This window comes from Embleya sp. NPDC020886, assembly GCF_044333915.1.
In the GTDB taxonomy this organism is placed as follows: Bacteria; Actinomycetota; Actinomycetes; order Streptomycetales; family Streptomycetaceae; genus Embleya.
The window spans coordinates 19634-40951 of the sequence record NZ_JBIRRX010000004.1 but is presented as its reverse complement, the minus strand read 5'-3'; the positions used below and the strand labels follow the sequence as shown (position 1 = coordinate 40951).

At 70.2% G+C, this 21318-nt stretch carries 15 protein-coding genes and 1 riboswitch; of the genes, 9 read left to right on the top strand and 6 right to left on the bottom strand.

The window, feature by feature from the left end; translation table 11 throughout:
- Positions 1 to 17 precede the first annotated feature (17 nt).
- A complete protein-coding gene (locus tag ACH4U8_RS15165) occupies positions 18 to 2642 on the top strand; it encodes an FHA domain-containing protein (RefSeq protein WP_395778252.1) in 2625 nt (874 codons plus the stop codon).
- 84 nt (positions 2643 to 2726) lie between these two features.
- Here ACH4U8_RS15165 and glyA read toward each other — a convergent pair whose 3' ends face one another.
- Positions 2727 to 4010, bottom strand: coding sequence for a serine hydroxymethyltransferase (glyA, locus tag ACH4U8_RS15160; protein WP_395778250.1), 1284 nt, complete (start codon positions 4008 to 4010; stop codon positions 2727 to 2729).
- A gap of 32 nt (positions 4011 to 4042) precedes the next feature.
- Positions 4043 to 4131: riboswitch (ZMP/ZTP riboswitch) on the bottom strand.
- 158 nt (positions 4132 to 4289) lie between these two features.
- Between glyA and ACH4U8_RS15155 the strand changes: the two genes are divergently transcribed.
- Genes ACH4U8_RS15155 through ACH4U8_RS15140 form a run of 4 tightly spaced genes read left to right on the top strand, consistent with a single transcriptional unit; the run spans position 4290 to position 9132 of the window.
- The gene (locus tag ACH4U8_RS15155) at positions 4290 to 5501 is read left to right on the top strand and encodes an ABC transporter ATP-binding protein (RefSeq protein WP_395778248.1); all 1212 of its coding nucleotides are present in this window, start codon (positions 4290 to 4292) and stop codon (positions 5499 to 5501) included.
- Positions 5498 to 6844, top strand: coding sequence for an ABC transporter substrate-binding protein (locus ACH4U8_RS15150; RefSeq protein WP_395778246.1), 1347 nt, complete (start codon positions 5498 to 5500; stop codon positions 6842 to 6844). The genes ACH4U8_RS15155 and ACH4U8_RS15150 overlap by 4 nt, the downstream gene beginning before the upstream one ends.
- Before the next feature lie 9 nt (positions 6845 to 6853).
- Entirely contained in the window at positions 6854 to 8215 is a 1362-nt protein-coding gene (locus ACH4U8_RS15145; protein WP_360307243.1) for an ABC transporter permease subunit, read from the top strand.
- 20 nt (positions 8216 to 8235) lie between these two features.
- Positions 8236 to 9132: a carbohydrate ABC transporter permease gene (locus ACH4U8_RS15140; protein WP_360307773.1), complete on the top strand. Its 897-nt coding sequence runs from the start codon at positions 8236 to 8238 to the stop codon at positions 9130 to 9132.
- Here ACH4U8_RS15140 and ACH4U8_RS15135 read toward each other — a convergent pair.
- On the bottom strand, positions 9093 to 9275 hold the full coding sequence (locus ACH4U8_RS15135) for a hypothetical protein (protein ID WP_395778244.1): 183 nt from the start codon (positions 9273 to 9275) through the stop codon (positions 9093 to 9095). The two genes, ACH4U8_RS15140 and ACH4U8_RS15135, sit on opposite strands and share 40 nt — an antisense overlap.
- Positions 9276 to 9421: 146 nt before the next feature.
- Here ACH4U8_RS15135 and ACH4U8_RS15130 point away from each other — a divergent pair, with 146 nt between their 5' ends.
- Positions 9422 to 9847 carry a hypothetical protein gene (locus ACH4U8_RS15130; RefSeq protein ID WP_360307238.1) on the top strand — a complete coding sequence of 142 codons (426 nt, stop codon included), beginning with the start codon at positions 9422 to 9424 and terminating at the stop codon, positions 9845 to 9847.
- 67 nt (positions 9848 to 9914) lie between these two features.
- Here the strand turns inward: ACH4U8_RS15130 and ACH4U8_RS15125 are convergent, their stop codons facing one another.
- On the bottom strand, positions 9915 to 14798 hold the full coding sequence (locus tag ACH4U8_RS15125) for an NAD-glutamate dehydrogenase (RefSeq protein ID WP_395778242.1): 4884 nt from the start codon (positions 14796 to 14798) through the stop codon (positions 9915 to 9917).
- Between the two features lie 358 nt (positions 14799 to 15156).
- Here ACH4U8_RS15125 and ACH4U8_RS15120 point away from each other — a divergent pair, with 358 nt between their 5' ends.
- Positions 15157 to 15720 (top strand): DJ-1/PfpI family protein, encoded by a 564-nt coding sequence (locus ACH4U8_RS15120; protein WP_395778240.1) that lies wholly within the window; start codon positions 15157 to 15159, stop codon positions 15718 to 15720.
- A gap of 31 nt (positions 15721 to 15751) precedes the next feature.
- On the opposite strand, the gene ACH4U8_RS15115 is transcribed toward ACH4U8_RS15120, so the two are convergent.
- A complete protein-coding gene (locus ACH4U8_RS15115; protein ID WP_360307229.1) occupies positions 15752 to 16411 on the bottom strand; it encodes an HAD hydrolase-like protein in 660 nt (219 codons plus the stop codon).
- A gap of 26 nt (positions 16412 to 16437) precedes the next feature.
- Complete coding sequence (locus ACH4U8_RS15110; RefSeq protein WP_395778238.1) at positions 16438 to 16899, bottom strand: DUF6912 family protein; 462 nt, start codon at positions 16897 to 16899, stop codon at positions 16438 to 16440.
- Positions 16900 to 17167: 268 nt separating this feature from the next.
- On the opposite strand from ACH4U8_RS15110, the gene ACH4U8_RS15105 reads away from it, so the two are divergent.
- The gene (locus ACH4U8_RS15105) at positions 17168 to 17761 is read left to right on the top strand and encodes an Rv3235 family protein (protein ID WP_360307223.1); all 594 of its coding nucleotides are present in this window, start codon (positions 17168 to 17170) and stop codon (positions 17759 to 17761) included.
- A 113-nt stretch (positions 17762 to 17874) separates the two neighbouring features.
- Here ACH4U8_RS15105 and secA read toward each other — a convergent pair whose 3' ends face one another.
- Positions 17875 to 20643 (bottom strand): preprotein translocase subunit SecA, encoded by a 2769-nt coding sequence (gene secA, locus ACH4U8_RS15100; RefSeq protein ID WP_360307220.1) that lies wholly within the window; start codon positions 20641 to 20643, stop codon positions 17875 to 17877.
- Between the two features lie 139 nt (positions 20644 to 20782).
- Between secA and ACH4U8_RS15095 the strand changes: the two genes are divergently transcribed.
- Complete coding sequence (locus ACH4U8_RS15095) at positions 20783 to 21313, top strand: GNAT family N-acetyltransferase (protein ID WP_395778236.1); 531 nt, start codon at positions 20783 to 20785, stop codon at positions 21311 to 21313.
- Positions 21314 to 21318: the final 5 nt, after the last annotated feature.

Sequence of the window (21318 nt, the reverse complement as noted above, 5' to 3'; positions counted from 1 at the left end):
GGAGGAGGGAGGCGCGCATGCAGATCCGGCTCACCGTGCACGGCCCGCAGCGGACCGGACCGGGCGCCGACGTGCTCGTCACCGCGCCGTCCGGGACGACCTTCGCGGGAATAGCGGGCGCACTGCGAACCGCCTCCGGGACCGAGGGCCAACGCTTTTGGGTGGGCGACATCCGGCTGCGCGACGACACCCTCGTGGGTCGGCCGCCGCTGGTGGACGGCGCGCTGATCACCGTCGACGCGCTCGGCTCGCCGTCGCCCTCGGCCGGCTCCCCGCAGTTGCGCGTGGTCGGCGGGCCGGACGCGGGCGGTGTGCACCTGCTGCACCAGGGCGGGGTACGGATCGGCCGCGCGCCGGAGGCCGAGGTGCGCCTCGGCGATCCCGACCTGTCCCGCCTGCACGCCGAATTGTGGATAGAGCCCGGCCGGATCCGGATCGCCGATCTCGGCTCGACCAACGGCACCACCGTGGACGGGATGCCGATCGGCCGCGAACCGGTCGAGTTGCCGCCGGGCTCGCTGTTGCGGGTCGGCGAGTCCACCCTGCAGACCTTCCTGCCCCAGCCCTACGGCTCCCCCGAGGACGACACCGGCGCCCGCGCCCGGGCCGACGGCACCGGGCACATCGAGGTGCGCCGCACCGCCCGGGCCCAACTGCCGGTGCCCGCCCGGGCCCGCTTCGAACTGCCCGAGGAGAGCGGGGGCCGACGCCGGCCGTTCGCGCTGCGCCGCAAGGTCGCCGGGACCGAGCGCGAGACGATCGAGGCGGCCGCCCGCTCGGCGCTGCTCGACGAGGTGCGCTGGCGCCGCGACCAGTCGCCCGACCCGGCGACACTGCTGTTGGACGCGCTGGCCACCGGTGAGCCGGGGCCGGCGGGCCGGCTGTGGGAACGCGCGGCCGGCCACCCGGAGGCGCTCGGCGTGCGCCTGGGGGTCGGCGACCTGCCCTCGCGGGTGACCCTGGTGGAGCCCTCGACCGTCGCGGGCACCGACGGCGAGGAACGCAGGCTGACCGCGTTCTCGGTCCCGGTCACCGTCTCGCTCAAGGACACCGTGCTCGGCCTGACCGGACACCGACCCCGGTTGCTGGGCCTGGCCCGCTCGGTGGTGGCTCAACTCGCCGGACTGCACGGACCGCAGGACGTGGAGCTGGTCGTACTGTGCGCGGATCCCGGCACCGCCGGCGACTGGTCCTGGGCCCGCTGGCTGCCGCATCTGCGGCCGGGCGAGGGTCAGGACTGCCGGCTCCTGGTCGGTCTGGGGGCGGACCAGGTGCGGGCGCGCGCGGGCGAGTTGCTCGATCGCATAGACACCGCCGAGCGGGTTCCGGTCCGGCGCACCGTGGTGATCCTGGACGGCGCGGGCCGGTTGGCCGCCCGCCCGGAGATCGTCCGGCTCCTGGTCGAGGGACCGGCGGCGGGCGTACACGCGCTGTGCCTGGACGAGCGGGCCGAGGAGTTGCCGGCGCAGTGCTCGGCGGTCGCGCACGTCACCGGCGAGGTCGGCACCCGGATCGACCTGATCGGGCCGGGCACCCGGCGCGTGGAGGACGTGGTCGCGGACGCGGTGTCGTCCGCGTGGGCGGACCGCTTCGCCCGGGCCCTGGCCCCGTTGCGCGAGGCCACCCGCCGGGTCACCTCGCCGCTGCCGGAGTCGGTGCGGCTGCTCGACCTGCTCAATCTGGACCTGCTCACCCCCGCCAAGCTGTTGGCCGGCTGGCGCGAGGCGGGCCGCTCACCGCGCGCGGTGCTCGGCTCGGACGCGCGCGGCGCGGTCGCCGTGGACCTGTCCGCCGACGGTCCGCACGTGGTGATCGGCGGGGCCGCCGGCTCCGGCCGCTCCGAGTTGTTGGCGTCCGTGTTGTGCTCGCTCGCGGTGGCCAATCGGCCGGACGAGTTGGCCATCGCGCTGGTCCGCGGCCCGCAGGGGCTCTCCGAGCTGCCACACGTGGTGGGCTATATCGCCGACGCGGACATCCCGGCCACCGGCGCTGCGATCGCCGCAGTGCGGGACGAACTGGACCGCCGCGAGGGGCTGTTGCGCGGTGCCCCGTTCGAGGCGTACCGACCGGGCCCGGGTCGGCCGCTGCCCCGGCTGGTGGTGGCGGTGGACGACATAGACCTGCTGGCCGAGGCGTACCCCGGCTTCGTCAAGAGCCTCGCCGACGTGGCCCACCGCGGCGGCCCGCACGGCGTGCACCTGCTGGTGACCACCGGCCGGCCCGCCCGCACCCCGGAGATCGAGGCCGCCGCGGCCGCCGAGCTGCGGATCGCCCTGCGGGTGGACGACCCGCAGGCTTCCCGGGTGCTGATCGACGTCGAGGACGCGGCGGCCGTGGACGAGGACTATCCCGGCCGCGGCTTCGTGCGCGGGCGAGACGGCGCCGTCGTCCCGTTCCAGGGCGGCCGGGTGACCGGCCGGATGCCGCGCACGGCCACCCTGCGGCCCACCGTGGTGCGCCAGGAGTGGCAGGAGATGGGCAACCGCCTGGCCCGACGCCCCACGCCCGTGGGCGGCGGCAAGGGCCCCACCGACCTGGCCCTGCTCACCGGCGCCGTCCGCCGAGCGGCGGAACAACTCGGCACCCCCCTGCAAACCCCCTTGTGGCCCGCCCTGGAACACCTCGCCCGCAAGGCCCGCTGACCCGCCCACCGGGCCGCGGGGCCCACCAGGCGGCCCCGCAGCCGTGCACCGCAGCGGGCGGGCGAACTCCCCCGACCCAACCGACTACACAGGCAACCCGGGCGCCGGAAACCCGCTCAGGAACGAGCGCACCTCGGCCCGAACCACCGCGATCTCGTCCTCCGACGACCCCGCCGCCGCCCCCGTCACGATGCGATCCATCCACCCCGCGATCAGCGACATGTGCGACTCGCGCAACCCGCGCGACGTGAGCGCGGGCGTACCGATCCGAATCCCGGACGGATCGAACGGCGACCGGGTGTCGAACGGCACGGTGTTGTAATTGACCACGATCCCGGCCCGATCCAGCGCCTTCGCCGCGACCTTCCCGGCCACCCCGCGCCGGGTCAGATCCACCAGCAGCAGATGGTTGTCCGTCCCGCCCGACACCAACTCGAAGCCGCGCTCCGCGAGTTCCTCCCCGAGCCGCTTCGCGTTCGCGACCACCTGCCGCGCATAGGAACGGAATTCGTCGGTATCGGCCTCGCGCAGCGCCACCGCGATGGCCGCCGTGGTGTTGTTGTGCGGCCCACCCTGCAGGCCCGGGAAGACCGCCTTGTCGATCGCCTTGGCATGTTCGGCGCGGCACATCAACATCGCCCCACGCGGGCCCCGCAGCGTCTTGTGCGTGGTCGTGGAGACCACGTCCACATGCCCGACCGGCGAGGGATGCACCCCACCCGCGATCAGCCCGGCGATATGCGACACGTCCGCGACCAGGATCGCGTCCACCTCGCGGGCGATCGCCGCGAACCCGGCGAAGTCCACCGTGCGCGGCACCGCCGTACCGCCGCAGAAGATGATCCGGGGCCGCTCGCGCAGCGCGAGATCGCGTACCTCGTCCAGATCGGTGCGCCCGGTGTCGGCCCGTACGCCGTAGCGGACCCCGCGAAACCAGGTGCCGGTCGCGGACACGCCCCAGCCGTGGGTGAGATGCCCGCCCATCGGCAACGCCATGCCCAACACCGTGTCACCGGGCCGGGCGAAGGCGAGGTAGACCGCGAGGTTGGCCGGCGAGCCGGAGTACGGCTGCACGTTGGCGTGCTCCACGCCGAACAACGCCCGCGCCCGGTCGCGGGCGATGATCTCGATCGGGTCGATGTTCTGCTGGCCCTCGTAGTACCGCCGGCCCGGATAGCCCTCGGAGTACTTGTTGGTGAGCACCGTCCCGGTTGCCGCCAGGACGGCGGCGGAGACGTAGTTCTCACTCGGGATCAGGCGCAGCGTGTCCTGCTGGAGCAGTTCCTCGGCGCGCACCAGGGCGGCGATCTCCGGGTCGGTGCGGTCCAGTTCGTCCCGACGGTTGTTCGTCTGCACGTGGTCGTCCATGCGTCCTCCGGCTCGGTTCACAATCGATGTGATCCGGGTGCCCAGGCGGACGACACCGCGTCGGTGGAACCGCCGCTTCCTCGTGGTCGATCCCACGCAGACGCCAGTCGCGACCCGCTCAGCATACGGAGCGCGACCGGCCCCCGTCGCCCCATTACGCAGTGATGATCGAAAGTCACGAATAAGGCTCGTTGCTCCGGGCAGGGGTTGTGGTCGACGCCACACCAGGCGTACCACAGGACATCGGTAGGCGGGATCTGTCCACCCTCGGGGGAATTCGTGGCGGAAGTGGTTCTTGCTGGAGTCGGAAAGCTGTACACGGATGGCACACGGGCGGTCACCTCGCTCGATCTGACGGTCGCCGACGGGGAGTTCCTGGTCCTGGTCGGTCCCTCCGGATGCGGGAAGACCACCGCGCTGCGGATGGTCGCCGGCCTGGAGGAGATCAGCGAGGGCACGATCAGCATCGGCGACCGAGTCGTCAACCACGTCCCCTCCCGCGATCGGGACGTGGCGATGGTGTTCCAGAGCTACGCGCTGTATCCGCATCTCAATGTCCGGGACAACATCGGATTCGGTTTGCGATTGCGGAAGTTGCCCAAGGACGAGATCCGCCGACGGGTCGGCGACGCGGCGCGGACCCTGGGCCTGGAGGAACATCTGGGCCGAAAACCGCGGCAACTCTCCGGCGGCCAACGCCAGCGGGTGGCGATGGGCCGGGCCATCGTGCGCGAGCCGCAGGCGTTCCTGATGGACGAACCGCTGTCCAATCTCGACGCGAAGCTACGCGTGCAGATGCGCGCCCAGATCGCCCGGCTGACCCGCGAACTCGGGGTCACCACGCTGTATGTGACGCACGATCAGACAGAGGCGATGACCCTCGGCGATCGGGTCGCGGTGATGAAGAAGGGCGTTCTGCAACAGGTCGCCCCACCGCAGGAGCTGTACGACCACCCGGTCAACCTGTTCGTGGCCGGCTTCATCGGCTCGCCCGCGATGAACCTGATGACCGGCACCCTGCACCACGACGACGCGGGCGGGGCCACCGTGGACATCGGCAGCCAACGACTGACCGTGCACCCCGACGTGCTCGCCGCGCGCCCGGCGTTGGCCGGCTACCGGGAGCGTTCGCTGATCGTCGGGATCCGTCCCGAGGATCTGCACGACACCGCCCTGGAGGGCGCCGAGCCCGTCGAGGGCGCCGTCCTGCGCGCCGAGGCCGACCTGGTCGAGGCGATGGGCTCGGAGGTGCTCGTACACATGCGCCTGGACGCGCCTCCGGCGGTCACCGAGGACGTCCAGGAACTGGCGCGCGACGTGGGCGCGGAGGACACGGTGCCGGACGCCGACGCGGCGCATTCCGAGTTGGTGGCCCGCTTCGGGCCGCGGACCCGGGCGCGCGAGGGCGCCGACGTGGTGATGCGGGTGGCAATCGATCGGCTGCACTTCTTCGACCCGGAAACGGGTCTGTCCATAACGGAGGATGCGTGAAGCGGTTCGTGGGCGCCTTGGCGGTCGCCTCGATGCTCGCCATGGGTCTCGCGGCCTGTAGCGACGACGGTAACGACAAGGGCAAGAAGGGCGACTCGACGCCGAGCGGGAGCGGCGCGCCGGCCGTACCCCGGCTCGACGGGACCACGGTGAGCGTGGCCGCGGTGTGGACCGGTGACGAGCAGGCGGCGTTCAAGAAGGTGCTCGCCGACTTCGAGAAGCGCACCGGGGCCAAGACCGAGTTCATTCCCACCGGCGACAGCGCCTCCACCTTCCTCGGCCAACGGGTCGAGGGCAACGCGCCGCCGGACGTGGCGTTCCTGGCCCAGCCGGGCGTACTCCAACAGTTCGCCCAAAAGGGCTGGATCAAGCCACTGTCGGCCGACGTGCAGCAGGCCGTGCAGGCCAACTTCTCGAGCCAGTGGCAAAAGCTCGGCTCGTACCAGGACAAGCTCTACGGCGTCTACTACAAGGGCGCCAACAAGTCGCTGGTCTGGTACAACGCCAAGGTCTACGAGAACGCGGGCGCGACCGAGGCCAAGTCCTGGGAGGACCTGCTCAAGAACGCGGGCCTGATCTCCGACTCCGGCACCCCGCCGTTCGCCATCGGCGGCGCCGACGGGTGGGTGCTCACCGACTGGTTCGAGAACATCTACCTGAGCCAGGCCGGCCCGGAGAAGTACGACCAGTTGGCCCAGCACAAGATCCCGTGGACCGACCCCTCGGTCAAGACCGCCCTGGAGACCCTGGCCCAGGTCTTCGGCAAGGGCGACTGGTTCCCCGGCGGCAGCGGCGGTGTGCTCCAGACCGAGTTCCCGGCCTCGGTGCCCCAGGTGTTCGGCGACCCGCCGAAGGCGGGGATGATCTCCGGCGGCGACTTCATCGGCACCAACATCATCAAGGACACCAAGGCCAAGATCGGCACCGACGCGAAGTTCTTCGGGTTCCCGGCGGTCGGCACCGGCAAGGCGCCGGTGGTCACCGGCGGCGACGTGGCCGTGGCGATGAAGGACTCCCCCGGCGCGCAGGCGTTGCTCAAGTACCTGGCCTCGCCGGACGCCGCCAAGGTGTGGGCACAGCAGGGCGGTTACCTCTCGCCGAACAAGAACCTGGACCTCGCCGCCTATCGCGACGACACCACGCGCGGGATCGCCAAGAACCTGATCGGCGCGGGCGACGACTTCCGCTTCGACCTCTCCGATCAGGCACCGGCCGCGTTCGGCGGCACCAAGGGTGAGGGCGAATGGCGCGACCTCCAGGACTTCCTGCGCAACCCCTCGGACGTGGCCGGGGCGCAGAGCAAGCTCGAAGCGGACGCCGCCAAGGCATACGCGGGCGGGTGATCCGCTGCCATGAGTGACAAGGCACCCGTACCGGTCGCGGTGCCCGAGAAGACGAAGCCGATGCCCGCGCGCGAGTCGCGCGGGCTCGGTTCGGGCGCCCTGTTGGGCTGGCTGTTCCTGCTGCCGGCCATCGTCATGCTCGCCGTCCTGGTCGCCTATCCGATCGTGTGGTCGTTGTTGCGCAGCCTGTTCGGCGCGGACGGCTGGTCGGACTTCGTGGGGATCGACAACTACAAGGAACTGTTCACCGACGACGACACCTTCACCGCACTCGAGAACAACCTGATCTGGGTCCTGGTGGTACCGGCCGCGGTCACCTCGCTCGGCCTGATCTTCGCGGTGCTGACCGAACGGGTCAGGTTCGCCACGGCGTTCAAGCTGATCGTCTTCATGCCGATGGCCGTGTCCATGTTGGCCGCGGGCATCACCTTCCGGCTCGTCTACGACCGCGAGCCCGACCAGGGCGTGGCCAACGCGGTGATCACGAGCGTGCACGACATCTTCAGCGAGGGCGCGCCGTATCCGGGTGCCCGCCCACGCAACGACACCGTGCTCACCCCCCAGGGCGGCGGCTTCGTCACCCGGGCCGGCACCGGGCCGGGCGGCACCGCACTGCTGCCGCTGGTCTCCCTGCCCGCGGAAAAGATTCCCGGCGACGCGCGGGACGCCAGGCCCGGGGTGCCGGCCGCCGGCGGACTCGGCGGCGTGGTGTGGGTCGACTTCAGCAAGGGCAACGCGGGCAAGCCGGGCGTGGTCGATCCCGGCGAGAAGGGCCTGCCGGGCGTCCGGGTCGAGGCGGTGCGTGGCGGGAGGACCGTCGCGAGCGCGACCACCGGCAAGGACGGCTCGTTCACCATGCCCGCCTCCGCCGCCCGCGAGGGCCCGGTGCAACTGCGGCTGACCGAGGGCAACTTCGCCAAGTCCTTCGGTGGCTACGACTGGCTCGGGCCGAACCTGATCACCGCCGCGATCATCGGCGCCTACATCTGGATGTGGGCGGGCTTCGCGATGGTGCTGATCGCGGCGGGCCTGGCCGCGATCCCCAGGGACGCGCTGGAGGCCGCGCGCGTGGACGGCGCGACCGAATGGCAGGTCTTCCGCCGGGTCACCATCCCGCTGCTGTCCCCGGTGCTGGTGGTGGTGATGGTCACCCTGGTGATCAACGTGCTCAAGATCTTCGACCTGGTGTACATCATCTCGCTGGGCTCGTCGCAGAAGGAGGCCAACGTCCTGGCCCTGCAGATGTACATCGCCTCCTTCGGCGGCGGCAACAACCAGGGCCTGGGCAGCGCCATCGGCATCCTGCTCTTCCTGCTGGTACTGCCGGCGATGTTGTTCAACATCCGACGCTTCCGAAGGGAGAACCGGTGAGCGCGTCCGCAGCCCCCGACCTGACGAAGCCTCGACAACCACCGGTGGGCGGGGAGGGAGGCATCAAGCGCGGCCTGGCCTCCCGGATCGTGGGCCGCACCGGCGGCGGCCTGGCGGCGGTCGCACTCGTGCTGATCGCGTTGTTCTGGCTGATGCCCACCTTCGGTCTGCTCGTCTCCTCGCTGCGCGACCCGCAGGAGATGAGCAAGTCCGGTTGGTGGAAGGTGCTGGGCAAACCGAGCGACCTGACCTTCTCGAACTACGACAAGCTGCTCGACAACAAGGACATGACCCGGGCGTTCTTCAACACGATCTGGATCACCGTGCCCAGCACGCTGTTGGTGATCCTGATCGGCTCGCTCGCGGCCTACGCCTTCGCGTGGCTGGAATTCCCCGGTCGGGACTGGCTGTTCCTGATCGTGGTCGGCCTGTTGGTGGTGCCGGTACAGGTCGCGCTGATCCCGATCTCGAAGTTGTACGGCGACACCGGCCTGTTCGGCACCATCGCGGGCGTGGTGCTCTTCCACGTCGCCTTCGGCCTGCCGTTCGCGGTGTTCCTGCTGCGCAACTACTTCGCGGGCATCCCCCGCGACCTGCTGGAGGCCGCCCGGATGGACGGTGGCACCGACCTGACCATCTTCTTCCGGGTCATCCTGCCGCTGGGCCTGCCGGCCATCGCGTCGCTGGGCATCTTCCAGTTCCTGTGGGTGTGGAACGACATGCTGATCGCGTTGATCTACGCGGACACCGAATCGGCGCCGCTGACCGTCGCGTTGCAGTCCCAATCCCGGGCGTTCGGCGCCAACATCGACGTGCTGGCACCCGGCGCCTTCCTGTCGCTGATCGTCCCGGTGATCGTCTTCTTCAGCTTCCAGCGCTACTTCGTCCAGGGCGTGATGGCGGGCGCCGTCAAGTAGTCGAGCAGGTGGTCGATCAGGTCGTCGAGCACGTCGTCGAGCAGGTTGCCGGCGCTCGATCGACGTCCCGAGGACATCGCGGCGAAGGCCGCGGGGCCGTCCGGCAACGCCCGGACGAACCCCGCGGCCTTCGTGTTTCCCACCGTGTTTCGTACCGCCATCGTTACCGACCCGACTTCGGGAACGGGATTCCGTGTGGCATCGTCCGAAGGCGTAGGGTGCTCCCCGCCGCTTCGGAACCGGCTCGGGGGTGTACCGAACGGGGGGCAAACGTCATTTCGGGGGAACTATGAGGGGAAATCGTCGAATCGGTTTTCTGCGAACCCTGCTGATCGCGCTGGCCGTCGAGACGGTGCTGATGAGCGCGACCGCCGTCACGTTGGCGATCATGTCGTTCGCGGTGCGCGACGACCGCAAGAGCCTGGAAGGGCTCGGCGACCTGCTGCTGATCGCGTCGGTGTTGTGCGCGGGTGTCGCGGTGGTCTGCGGCATGGGCGTGGCCGGGGTGCGCGACGCGATGCGGCGCGGCACCGGGGCACTCGCCCGGGCGGCCGCGGTGGGCCTGATCCATGTATTCGTCGCACTGGTGGCGGCACTGATGAACTGCCCGACCTGGTCGATCCTGGTGGCCGGCCTGCCCGCGGTGATCTACCTGCCGTGCTGGTGGGCGGTGCGCGAACGCAGCCACCACGAACTGCTGATGCTCGAACCGTAGTCGGGCCCGAACAGGCCGCCGGCCCGGAACCCCGGCGGGTTCCGGGCCAGCGGCGCTTGCGCACCGATCAGCTCTTGCTACCGGTCCGCAGCAGCGTACGGATCGTCCGCATCGCGACCGAGAGCGTCGCGAGGTCGTAGTTCTCCGCCTCCTGCAACTCGTCCAGCGTGGACCGTGCCCGGGTGAGCACCGGCGCGTTCTTGTGCTCCCACGCCTTGAACCGCAACTCCGGGCTGTCGTCCGGGTCCCCGGAACCGAGCACCTCCGCGGTGAGCCCGGCCTGTGCCGCGTACAGATCCTCGCGCAGCGAGGCGCGGGCCATCGACTTCCACCGGTCGCTGCGCGGCAGTTCGATGATCCGGTCGAGCAGGTACGCGATCGGCAGCCGGTCGGCGATGTCGAAGTACACCTGCGCGACGTCGAGCACCGCACGCTCGGAATCGCGGGCCACCTCGACGATGTCCAGCGCCGCGTACGCCGAGGACATCCCGGCCACCGCGGTGGCCAGTTCGGTCGGCACGCCGGCCCCGGTGAACTCCTCGTACAGCCCGTCCATCCAGGCCAGGTCCGAGCCGCGCAGCACCTTGGGCAGGTGTGCGACCACCTCGGCCACCCCGTCCCGGAAGAACTCCACCTGCGCGGCGATGTCGATCTCGCGCCGGCTGCCCAGGAACCAGCGGGTGGCCCGCTCGATCAGCCGCCGACTGTGCAGCCGCAGCGTGGTCTGCATCTCGGCCGGGACCTTGTTGTCCAGCGCCGCGATCGCGCCCATGATGCGATCGACGCCGAAGATCTCCCGCGCGGTGATGTGCGCCCGGGCCACCTCCTCCGCCGACGCGCCGCTCTCCTCGCGCATGCGGAACATGAACGAGAGACCGGCCAGGTTGACCACCTCGTTGACCACGACGGTGGTGATGATGTCCCGGCGCAGCGGGTGCCGGTCCATCTGCTCGACGAACCTCGCCCGCAGCGCGCTGGGGAAGTAGCGGTACAACTCCCTTGCCAGGAACGGGTCGTCCGGCAGGTCCGAGGCGATCAGGTCCTGGGCCATCACGATCTTGGTGTACGCCAGCAGCACGGCCAGCTCGGGCTGGGTCATCGCCTGCCCGTTCTGCTGCCGCTCGCGCAACTGCCGATCGGTGGGCAGGAACTCGATCTCCCGGTCGAGGTGCCCGTCGCGCACCAGCCGGCGCATGTACCGCATGTGCACGTGCAGCAGGCTGCCGGCCTGGGAGACCGCGTTGGACAGCGCGCAGTTCTGGCCGTAGTTGGCGGCCAACACCAGGTGTCCGACTTCGTCCGTCATGGCCGCGAGCAGCTCGTTGCGCTGCTTGAGGGTCATGTCGCCGGCGGCGGTGACCTGGTTGAGCAGGATCTTGATGTTCACCTCGTGGTCCGAGGTGTCCACGCCCGCCGAGTTGTCGATCGCGTCGGTGTTGATCCGGCCGCCGGCGAGCGCGAACTCGACCCGACCGAGCTGGGTGCAACCCAGGTTGCCGCCCTCGCCGACGACCTTGACCCGCAGATCGGCGCCGTTGACCCGGATCGCGTCGTTGGCCTTGTCGCCGACGTCGGCGTGCGATTCGCCGCTCGACTTGATGTAGGTGCCGATTCCACCGTTCCAGAACAGGTCCGCGGGGGCCTTCAGGATCGCCTTCATCAGCTCGGCCGGGGTGAGTCGGATCATCCCGTCCGGCAGCCCCAGCGCCTGACGCACCGGGGCACTGATCGGCACCGACTTGGCGGTGCGCGGGTAGACCCCGCCGCCGGCCGAGATCAGCTCCTTGCCGTAGTCCGCCCACGAGCTGCGCGGCAGGTCGAACAACCGGCGCCGCTCGGCGAAGGAGGCCGCCGCGTCCGGGTTCGGGTCCAGGAAGATGTGCCGGTGGTCGAAGGCGGCGACCAGTCGGATGTGCTCGGACAGCAGCATGCCGTTGCCGAACACGTCACCGGACATGTCCCCGATGCCGACCACGGTGAAGTCCTCGGTCTGGGTGTCGTGACCCAGTTCGCGGAAGTGCCGCTTGACCGACTCCCACGCACCACGCGCGGTGATGCCCATGCCCTTGTGGTCGTAGCCCGCCGAGCCGCCGGAGGCGAACGCGTCGCCCAGCCAGAAGCCGTACGCCTGCGCCACCTCGTTGGCGATGTCGGAGAACGTCGCGGTGCCCTTGTCCGCGGCCACCACCAGGTAGGTGTCGTCCGCGTCGTGGCGCACCACGTCCGCCGGCGGCACGACCGCGCCGTCCACCAGGTTGTCGGTGATGTCGAGCAGCGCGCCGATGAAGGTGCGGTAGCAGGCGATGCCCTCGGCCAGCCACGCCTCGCGGTCCGAGGCGTCGGGCAGTTGCTTGCAGAAGAAGCCGCCCTTGGCGCCGACCGGCACGATCACCGTGTTCTTGACCATCTGCGCCTTGACCAGGCCCAGGATCTCGGTGCGGAAGTCCTCGCGCCGGTCCGACCAGCGCAGTCCGCCGCGCGCGACCGCGCCGAAGCGCAGGTGCACACCCTCGACCCGGGGCGAGTAGACGAAGATCTCGAACCTGGGCCGCGGCGCGGGCAGGTCCGGGATCTCCTGCGGGTCGAACTTGAGCGAGAGGTAGTCGTGCGCCTCGCCGTCCTCGCGGTGCTGGAAGAAGTTGGTCCGCAGGGTCGCCTTGACCATCGCCAGGAAGGAACGCAGGATGCGGTCCTCGTCCAGGCTGGCCACCTGGTCCAGAGCGCCCTCGATGGCCTCGACGATGCCGTCCACCAGCTCGGTGCCGGCCTGCTGGTGGCCCGGCGAGAAGCGGGCCTCGAACAGGTTCACCAACAGCCGCGTGGTGTGCGGGTTGGAGACCAGGACGCCCTCGATGTACTCCTGCCCGAAGGTGGTCCCGGCCTGCCGCTGGTACTTGGCGTACGCACGCAGCACCATCGCCTGGCGCCAGGTCAGCCCGGCCCGGAAGACCAGGGCGTTGAACCCGTCGTTCTCCGCCCGCCCGGTCCAGGTCGCCGAGAACGCGTCCTGGAACAGCTCCTTGACGTCCTCGGGCTGCCCGTACATCGACGTCGCGTCGTAACGCAGGCCGAAGTCGTACACCCACGCCACGGTCCCGTCGGCGCGGCGCAGCTCGTAGGGCCGCTCGTCGACGACCTCCAGACCCATGCGCTGCAGAATCGGCAGCACCTCGGAGAGCGACACGTGCCCACCGGAACGATAGATCTTGAACCGCCGCTCGCCCGGCAGTGCTCCTATCGGCTCGTACAGGTGCAGCTTGAAGTCCGCCTCGGGGGTCAGCTCCTCGATCCGCTTGAGGTCGGCCACCGCGGTCCGGGGCGGGAAGTCGGACTTGTAGCCCTCGCTGAACGCGTGCGCGTAGCGCCGGGACAGCTCGGCCGCGCTCTCCTCGCCGCATTCGGCGACGAGGGCCTCGCCGAAGTCGTCGATCCACGAGCGGGTGGCCTCGGCCAGCAGTCGTTCGATGTAGTCCACGTCCGGGTCGCCCAGTTCGGCGCCGGTGGGCACGCGCACCGTGAAGTGCAGGCGCGCGAGCACGGACTCGGTGTTGCGCGCGGTGTAGTCGACCACCGAACCGGCCAGCTCGGCGAGCAGGATGTCCTGCATCTTGAGCCGGACCTCGGTGGTGTACCGGTCACGCGGCAGGTAGACCAGGGCCGAGTAGAACCGGCCGTACTCGTCCTTGCGCAGGAACAGCCGCAACCGGCGACGCTCCTGGAGGTAGAGCACGCTGATCACGATGTCGTGCAGTTCGTCCACGGCGATCTGGAACAGATCGTCGCGCGGGTAGGTCTCCAGGATCTGCAGCAGGTCCCGGCCGTCGTGGCTGACCGGCGGGAAGCCGGCCTTGTCCAGCACCGCGTGCACCTTGCGGCGCACCACCGGGATGCGCTGGACGCTGTCGGTGTACGCGGCGGAGCTGAACAGCCCCAGGAAGCGACGCTCGCCGACCACGTTGCCGGCCGCGTCGAACTTCTTCACGCCGATGTAGTCGAGGTAGGCCGAGCGGTGCACGGTCGCCCGGGAGTTGGCCTTGGTCAGGATCAGCAGCTGCTTTTCCCGGGCCTTCGCGCGTGCCTGGGTGGAGAGCCGGCTGAAGGACGCGGACAGGTCCTGGTCGGCGCGCAGAATACCGAGACCGGTACCGGGCACCGCGCGCAGCACGTCCTCGTCGTCCTCGCACACCAGGTCGTACTCGCGGTACCCGAGGAAGGTGAAGTGGTCCTCGGAGAGCCAGCGCAGCAGCTCCCACGCCTCGCCGATCTCCTCCTCCGGCAGCGCCGCCGGCGGGTCGCTCGCGAGTTCGTCGGCCAACCGCAGCGAGGTGTCACGCATCTTGGCCCAGTCCTCGACCACCTCGCGCACGTCGCGGATGATGCGCTGCAACCCCGCCTCGACCGAGCGCAGGTCCTCGCGGTCGCTCTCCCGGTCGATCTCGATGTGCATCCAGGACTCGATGATCGCGTCCTCGGGCACCCCGTGCGCGTCGGTGGTGTCCACGATCTCCAGCAGCTCGCCGGCGATCGTGCGCCGCACGATGAGCTGGGGGTGGATCACCACGTGGATGCTGCGCTCCTGGCGGGACAGCTCGTTGGTGACCGAGTCCACCAGGAAGGGCATGTCGTCGGTGACCACCTCGACCACGGTGTGCCCCGAAGCCCAACCGTTCTCCTCCACCGTGGGCGTGTACGCCCGGACCCGCGCGGTGCCCTGAGGGCGCTCCGCCGCGAGTCGACAGTGCGAGATCGCCGCGCCGTACACGTCGACCGGATCGCGATCGATCAGGTCGTCGGGTGCGGTGTGCCGGTAATAGCGGGACAGGAGGACATCGAGGTCCACCCGGTTCGGGCCCTCGGGCCCGCCGCCTCCGTGCTGTGACGATGCCGCTCGTGCCGCTTCCGCCGCTCGGGCGAGAAGCTCCGCCTTCGCCTCGTCCAGCTTGCTCTGCATGATGCTGCCGCTCCTGTCGCGCGCCGTTGCGTGACCATTGCCGTCCCCGGGCGTGCCCGGCTGTGTATTGCCGGTACCCGCTTTGTCGCGAGTACCTGTTTCAGGCGACGTCGTCCGACCGGCGGTGGTTCCGGGACTCCGTCGTCCCGGCCCGCGGCCGCGCGGCGTCGCCGCATCGTCAGGCTACTCGGGTGCCCCTCGACCGCCGAGAGGGGATCTTGGAACAGGCTGTAAGTAATTTCCCGGTCGCTCCGGACACCTCGTACCCATTGCCCCGAAGGCGACGTCCGGGGCACCGTGGACGGTCGAGGGCGACATCCGTGCACGGCGGGACGAATTCGGTGGGGAGACGATCGTCATGGCCAAGAAGGTGCTGCTGATCACCGGCGACGCGGCGGAGTCGCTGGAAGTGCTCTACCCGTACCAACGCCTGCGCGAGGAGGGGTACGACGTGCACGTGGCGGGCCCCTCGCGCAAGAAGCTCGCCTTCGTCGTGCACGACTTCGTCGACGGCTTCGACACCTTCACCGAGAAGCCCGGCTACACGTGGCCCGCCGACTTCGCGTTCGTGGAGGTGCGGCCGGAGAACTACGTCGCGCTCGTGCTGCCGGGCGGCCGGGCGCCGGAATACCTGCGCAACAACCCGGTCGTACAGCGCCTGGTGCGGCACTTCTTCGAGGCGGACAAGCCGATCGCGCAGATCTGTCACGGCCCGCTGATCGCCGCCGCCGCGGGCATGCTGACCGGGCGCCGGACCGCCGCCTACCCGACGATCGCGCCGGACATCAGAGCCGCGGGCGGCACCTGGGTGGACGGCGAGGCGGTCGTCGACGGCACCCTGGTCTCCGCCCGAAGCTGGGTCGACCATCCGGCCTGGATGCGCGAGTTCGTCCGGGTCCTGCGGACCAAGGCACCGGCCTGAGCACTCGACCCGCCCGACGGCCGCGCACGGCTCAGCCCGGCAGGGTACGCGCCAGCTCCACCGCGTCCGCGAGCGAGTCCACCACCGGCACGCCGACCGCCTCCAGGCCGGCCCGCGCGTGCGAACCGCCCGAGTACAACACCGCCCGCGCGCCCACGTGCAACGCCGCCGCCGCGTCGTCGGCGGCATCGCCGATCAGCACCACCTCGGCCGGCTCCCGACCCAGCCCGGCCAGGTGCCGGACCAGGTGCTCGGCCTTGCCGCCGCCGGCCGGACCCACCCGCCCGTCGACCCGGACGAACCGGTCCTCGATCCCGAACCGGCGCACGAACGGCATCAGCGCCTCGTGCGCGGTCAACGACAACAACGACTGGGTGCCACCCTCGCGCTGCCAGGCGTGCAGCAACTCGTCCGCACCGTCGGCCAGCTCACACAGCGCGCTGTGCGCGGTGTAGACCTCCTGGAAGGCGTCGTCGAGCAACACCCACTCGGCCGGCTCGGGGACCCGGCCGGTGACCTTCTCGTAGAACTTGGGCACGGGCACGCAATACAGCTCGCGATAGCGCTCCAGCGTCATCGGCGGCAGCCCGAGCAGAGCGAACGAGGCATTGGTGGCCGCGATGATCGCGTCCATGTCGTGGAACAGCGTGCTGTTCCAGTCCCAGACCAGGTGCGGAGATCGACTCTTCATGGACCTTCATTGTGCCGTGGGCGCGCTCACAGCAGATCGGCCAGCTCCTGTGTCGCGAACCACAACAGCTCGTGCTCCTCGGTCGCCTCGATCCATTCGTCGGTGAGTCCGCCGGCCAGCGCCGCGGCGATCGCGCCCTCGGCCTCGGTGGTGTCCATGTGCACCGCCGCGATCCGCTTGCGCGGCACCGTCGCGTCCACCAGGACCGCGCCCGGCCCGTCCTGCGCCCGCTCGCGCACCAGCGCGTCCGGCACATCCGCCGCCAGCACGACCCGGCGCATCGCCCCCGGCTCGGCCGCGAGCAGCCGCAACGAGTCCTCGGCGGCCCGGGTCAGCGCCCCGTACTCCAACTCCTCCTCGTCCGAGCTGTCGTACCAGGCACGAAACGCGTCGGTGACCGCGAACGCGACCACCGGCGCCGACCCGATCCCGCCGTCGGCGTGCACCGAGGCCAGACCTGCGGGCGTGGTGGGGATGAACACGCGCATCGGGCGACTCCAATCGAGTGAAATCCCGACATCCGTTCGTGTGCGACGGGAGCCGGGGTGACGGTCGACCTACCGCCACATTGCGTGAGTCGACGCGTCAGCGTAATCCCCGGGTCGGCCGAACGAATGGTTGACCATGCGCCGCGAGCCGGCTAGGAAGTGCCTGCACACGTCCCGGTCGGGGGAACGAGCGGAACGAGTGCGGCACACCCATGCCCGGCACGTCGGCGGCGGGCACGTCATGTTCGGCACTTCTCGGGGAGGACCCATGGTCCACACGAACACCGCCCGCACCACTTCGCCACCGCACCTGTACGTGGTGCGCGCACCCGCCGGCGAAAGCCCCTTCGACCCGGCCCCGGCCCGTAGCTCGCCACGCGCGCTCCTCGCGCCGGACGCCCCCGCGTACCGATCCGCGCGGGTACACGGCTCCCTCGCACTGGCCGCCGACCCCGACTTCGTCCCCCGGCCGGTATCGCGCCCCGCCCTGCGGCTGATCCACACCCCGGCCGAGCCGGACCCGACCGAGGCCCGCCTGCGCGCCCGGCGACTGGCCCACGCCCTGGCCGAGATCGGCTCCGGCCTGCGCACGGTCGGCCAACTGCGCCCGTACGCCTCCGCCGCCGTCTACGCCACCACGCAACACCTGGTCCGCCGCCTCGCCGCCCGCCGGGTCGGCCGGCTGAGCGTGGAATCGTGCGGCGGTCGCACCCCCGCCGACGGCGTCGCCGAGGGCTACGCCCGCCTGCGCGCCGCCTCCTGGGTCCTCACCCTGGCCTTCCGCCTCGAACGCGACGCCCCCACCCGCCGGCCCACCGACACCTGGCTGTGCACAGCCCTGGAACACGACAACCTGACCTGACCCGGAAAGCCCGAGGGCCCGAATCGCCACAGCGATCCGGGCCCTCGGGTCGAACATCCGGCCCAACCGGCGTTCGAGGACAAGCGGGCCGCAGGCCCACCCGCCCCCGTCGACTACTTCTTCTTGCGCTTCGCCCGCTGAGCCCGCCGCCGCTCGGCCCGAGTCGCACCCTCGTCGAGCTCGACCTCGTCCTCGTCGAAGCTCTCCTCGGAGGTGACCACGCCACCCTCGCCGTCGATCGTCGGCGCGCTGTACTGCAGGTGCGCCGGCCGCTGGGGCGCGTCCAGGCCCTTCGCGTGGATCTCCGGCAGCGGCGCGGCCTTGTCGATCGAGATGCTCGGCGCCTCGGGCACCTGCTCGATCTCGACCTCGACGTTGAAGAGGTAGCCGACCGACTCCTCCTTGATGCCCTCCATCATGGCGTTGAACATGTCGAAGCCCTCGCGCTGGTACTCCACCAGCGGGTCGCGCTGCGCCATCGCCCGCAGGCCGATGCCCTCCTGGAGGTAGTCCATCTCGTAGAGGTGCTCACGCCAGCGGCGGTCGAGAACCGAAAGGATGACCCGGCGCTCCAGCTCGCGCGTGACCTCCTCGCCGAGCTTCTCCTCGCGCAGCGCGTAGGCGGCCTGGGCGTCCGCCCGCAGCAGTTCGACGAGCTGCTCGGTGTCCAGGTCGGAGCGGTCGCCGAACTCCTCCTCGACCTCCTCGATCGTGACGCTGACCGGGTAGAGGCGCTTGAGTTCGGCCCAGAGCTTCTCCAGGTCCCATTCCTCGGCGAAGCCCTCGGTCGCACCGTGCACGTACGCCTGGACGGTGTCGTCGATGAAGTGGCCGATCTGCTCCTGCAGGTTCTCGCCCGCGAGCACCCGGCGGCGCTCGCCGTAGATCACCTCGCGCTGGCGGTTCAGCACCTCGTCGTACTTGAGCACGTTCTTGCGGATCTCGAAGTTCTGCTGCTCGACCTGGGTCTGCGCGGACTTGATCGCGTTGGAGACCATCTTCGACTCGATCGGCTGGTCCTCGGGCACGTTGGCCAGGGTCAGCACGCGCTCGACGATGTTCGCCTTGAACAAACGCATCAGGTCGTCACCGAGCGAGAGGTAGAAGCGCGACTCGCCCGGGTCGCCCTGGCGGCCGGAACGACCGCGGAGCTGGTTGTCGATCCGGCGGGACTCGTGCCGCTCGGTGCCCAGCACGTACAGGCCGCCGAGGTCGGAGACCTCCTCGTGCTCGGCCTTGACCGCCTTCTTGGCCTTCTCCAGCGCGTCCGGCCAGGCGCTCTCGTACTCCTCCGGCGTCTCGGTCGGGGTGAGCCCGCGCTGGGCCAGCTCGGCCGCGGCCAGGTGGTCCGGGTTGCCGCCGAGCATGATGTCGGTACCGCGGCCGGCCATGTTGGTGGCCACCGTGACCGCGCCCTTGCGGCCGGCCTGCGCGACGATCTGCGCCTCGCGCTCGTGGTGCTTGGCGTTGAGCACCTCGTGCGGCACGCCGCGCTTGCGCAGTTGGGCGGAGAGGTACTCGGACTTCTCCACGCTCGTGGTGCCGACCAGGACCGGCTGGCCCTTCTCGTGCTTTTGCGTGATGTCCTCGACCACCGCGTCGAACTTGGCCTCCTCGGTCTTGTACACGAGGTCGGACTGGTCCACGCGCTGCACCGAGCGGTGGGTGGGGATGGGCACCACGCCGAGCTTGTAGATCTGGTGGAACTCGGCGGCCTCGGTCATCGCCGTACCGGTCATGCCGCCGAGCTTCTTGTACAGGCGGAAGAAGTTCTGGAGGGTGACGGTGGCCAGGGTCTGGTTCTCGTCCTTGATGTCCACCCCCTCCTTGGCCTCGATCGCCTGGTGCATGCCCTCGTTGTAGCGGCGACCGGCGAGGATGCGGCCGGTGTGCTCGTCGACGATGAGCACCTCGCCGTCCACGACCACGTATTCCTTGTCCCGCTTGTACAGCTCCTTCGCCTTGATGGCGTTGTTCAGGTAGCCGACCAGCGGGGTGTTGACCGCCTCGTAGAGGTTGTCGATGCCGAGGTAGTCCTCGACCCGGCCGACGCCGGACTCGTGGATGGCGACGGTGCGCTTCTTCTCGTCGACGTCGTAGTCGCCGGTCTCCTCGATGCCCTTGAGCGGGTTGGCCGCCTCGCCGCGCTTGAGCCGCTTGACCATCTTGGCGAAGTCGGCGTACCACTTCGTGGCCTGGTCGGCCGGGCCGGAGATGATCAGCGGTGTACGGGCCTCGTCGACCAGGATCGAGTCGACCTCGTCGACCACGGCGAAGAAGTGGCCGCGCTGCACCAGCTCGTCGGCCGACCACGCCATGTTGTCGCGCAGGTAGTCGAAGCCGAACTCGTTGTTGGTGCCGTAGGTGATGTCGTAGCCGTACGCCTTGCGGCGCTCGTGCGGCGGCATGTTGGCCAGGATGCAGCCGACGGTCAGCCCCAGGAAGCGGTGGACGCGTCCCATCCACTCCGAGTCGCGCTCGGCGAGGTAGTCGTTGACCGTGACCACGTGCACGCCCTCGCCGGCGATCGCGTTCAGGTAAGCGGGCAGCGTCGAGACGAGGGTCTTGCCCTCGCCGGTGCGCATCTCGGCGATGTTGCCCAGGTGCAGCGCGGCGCCGCCCATGAGCTGCACCTTGTAGTGCCGCTGGCCCAGGGTGCGGCGGGCGGCCTCGCGAACGGTGGCGAAGGCTTCCGGAAGCAGGTCGTCGAGGGTCTCCCCGTCGGCGTAGCGCTGCTTGTACTCGTCCGTCAGTGCGCGCAGCTCGGCGTCGGAGAGGTCCTTGAAGTCATCTTCGATCGACTCGATCTGATCTGCGATGCGGTTGAGCTTGCGCAGGATTTTGCCCTCGCCGGCGCGCAGGACCTTATCGAAGATAGACACGCTGGATGAGCTCCTTGCCCGACGGCGCCCGCCCGCCTTTCGGACGTGACGGCACGGCGGGGCCCGTCCCGCCGATACGGCCATCGTATGCGAGGAGGCAAGCCGGGATCGAGCCTCGCGGGCCGGCACAGTGACCGGCATGGAACCTGTGGAGATCGCGGCGGGGCGCTTTCAGCTCCGCCCCTGGAACGAACACGACGTCGACGTGGTCCGCACCGCTCTCGCCGATCCGGAGATCACCCGCTGGATGGCGGTGCCGACGGACGGTGATCCGAGCGCGTGGCTGGCCACCCGCGCGCGGCGCTGGGCCGACGGCGAGGGGCCCTCGTTCGCGGTGATGGACGCGGTGACCGGCGAGGTCCTCGGCCATGTGGGGCTCGCCGACACCACCCTGCGGTGGCGCACCACCGCGATCGGCTACTGGACGCTGGAGCACGCCCGAGGTCGCGGCGTGGCCCGACACGGGGTGGGCGCGGTGAGCCGTTGGGCGTTCGGCGCACTGGACCTGCACCGGGTGGAACTGCGGCACGCCGTGACCAACGCCGGCTCGTGCGCGGTCGCGGGCGCGGCGGGATATGCACTCGAAGGAGTACTGCGGCAGTGCTTCACCGGTGCCGACGAACCGTTCGCGGACGTACATCTGCATGCCCGGCTCGCCACGGACACCTGATGCGA

What these genes read in the sequence shown, in the direction of transcription:
- ACH4U8_RS15110 (WP_395778238.1), bottom strand. Translation starts at nt 16,899, where the DNA reads ATGCGCGTGTTCATCCCCACCACGCCCGCAGGTCTGGCCTCGGTGCAC.
- ACH4U8_RS15130 (WP_360307238.1), top strand. Translation starts at nt 9,422, where the DNA reads ATGAGGGGAAATCGTCGAATCGGTTTTCTGCGAACCCTGCTGATCGCG.
- glyA (WP_395778250.1), bottom strand. Translation starts at nt 4,010, where the DNA reads ATGGACGACCACGTGCAGACGAACAACCGTCGGGACGAACTGGACCGC.
- ACH4U8_RS15120 (WP_395778240.1), top strand. Translation starts at nt 15,157, where the DNA reads ATGGCCAAGAAGGTGCTGCTGATCACCGGCGACGCGGCGGAGTCGCTG.
- ACH4U8_RS15145 (WP_360307243.1), top strand. Translation starts at nt 6,854, where the DNA reads ATGAGTGACAAGGCACCCGTACCGGTCGCGGTGCCCGAGAAGACGAAG.
- ACH4U8_RS15125 (WP_395778242.1), bottom strand. Translation starts at nt 14,798, where the DNA reads ATGCAGAGCAAGCTGGACGAGGCGAAGGCGGAGCTTCTCGCCCGAGCG.
- ACH4U8_RS15165 (WP_395778252.1), top strand. Translation starts at nt 18, where the DNA reads ATGCAGATCCGGCTCACCGTGCACGGCCCGCAGCGGACCGGACCGGGC.
- ACH4U8_RS15105 (WP_360307223.1), top strand. Translation starts at nt 17,168, where the DNA reads ATGGTCCACACGAACACCGCCCGCACCACTTCGCCACCGCACCTGTAC.
- ACH4U8_RS15095 (WP_395778236.1), top strand. Translation starts at nt 20,783, where the DNA reads ATGGAACCTGTGGAGATCGCGGCGGGGCGCTTTCAGCTCCGCCCCTGG.
- ACH4U8_RS15115 (WP_360307229.1), bottom strand. Translation starts at nt 16,411, where the DNA reads ATGAAGAGTCGATCTCCGCACCTGGTCTGGGACTGGAACAGCACGCTG.